At 61.3% G+C, this 1127-nt stretch carries 1 protein-coding gene; it reads right to left on the bottom strand.

Features of this window, described 5'->3' with window-relative positions:
- Positions 1–1084, bottom strand: a 1084-nt coding sequence (locus BST10_RS22175; RefSeq protein WP_083040790.1) for an IS630 family transposase, incomplete at its 3' end; no start/stop codon positions are given.
- Positions 1085–1127 lie beyond the last annotated feature (43 nt).

The raw sequence follows: 1127 nt of genomic DNA, 5'->3' as shown, positions 1-1127 counted from the left end.
AGTGTCCTGAGTCATTAATTCGTCGGCAGTAGTTGGCGATGGATTCCAGGATTTGGTCGGCGGTTTTGGTCCAGACGTAGGGCCGTGGGTTGTCGTTCCAGGTGTTGATCCAGGCACGGATATCGGCGTTGAGTTGTCGCACTGAGGTGTGGGTGCCGCGTCGTAGTTTCTTGGTGGTCAGTTCGGCGAACCAGCGTTCGACGAGGTTGAGCCAGCTTGAGCTGGTCGGGGTGAAATGCAGCACGAAGCGGGGATGGTTTGTCAGCCAACGCTTTACCGCGGGGGTCTTGTGTGTGGAGGCGTTGTCGAGAACGACGTGGCAGTCCATGTCGGCGGGGACTTCGGCGTCGATCTTCTTCAAGAACGCGAGGAACTCCTGGCTGCGGTGCCGGGAATGCAGCGAGCCGATGACTTTGCCGGTGGCCAGATCAAGTGCGGCATACAGGCTTGAGGTGCCGTGGCGGACGTAGTCATGGCTGGCTCGCGCCGGGGTTCCCGGCAGCATCGGGAACACCGGTTGGGTGCGGTTAAGGGCCTGGATCTGGGTCTTTTCGTCGACGCAGAGCACCACCGCCCGCTCCGGTGGATTGAGATACAGGCCGACGACGTCGCGGACCTTCTCGACGAACAACGGGTCCTTGGATAGCTTCCATGAATCCTGCTTGTGCGGAGCTAATCCGAACGCCCGCCATACCCGCGAGACCATCGACTGGCTCAAACCCAGGTGATCGGCCATTGACCGAGTCGACCAGTGCGTGGCATTCGGCGGGGTGGATTCCAGCGTCGCAGTGATCAACGCTTCAATCTGGTCATCACCGATCACCCTGGGCCGGCCGGGCCGCGGCTCATCGAGCAGTCCGTCGCACCGCAACTCGACGAATCTGTTGCGCCACTTACGGATCGTGCTGCGATCGAGCTCCAGCCGGTCGGCAATCTGGACATTGCTGCCGCCGTCGGCGCACGCCAGAACTATTCGGGCCCGCAGAGCCAGGCTCGCGGCGCTGTTGCGCCGACGAGTCCAGCTCTCCAACTCGGCACGTTCGTCATCGGTCAGGACGATCTTGGCGGCATGCGGCGATGGCATCACCCATGCTAACAAGAGCGTACGAATTAATGACTCAGGACAC

This window comes from Mycolicibacter algericus DSM 45454 (assembly GCF_002086455.1).
In the GTDB taxonomy this organism is placed as follows: domain Bacteria; phylum Actinomycetota; class Actinomycetes; order Mycobacteriales; family Mycobacteriaceae; genus Mycobacterium; species Mycobacterium algericum.
The sequence above is the reverse complement of the archived record's forward strand: the minus strand, read 5'-3'. Positions and strand labels throughout refer to the sequence as shown.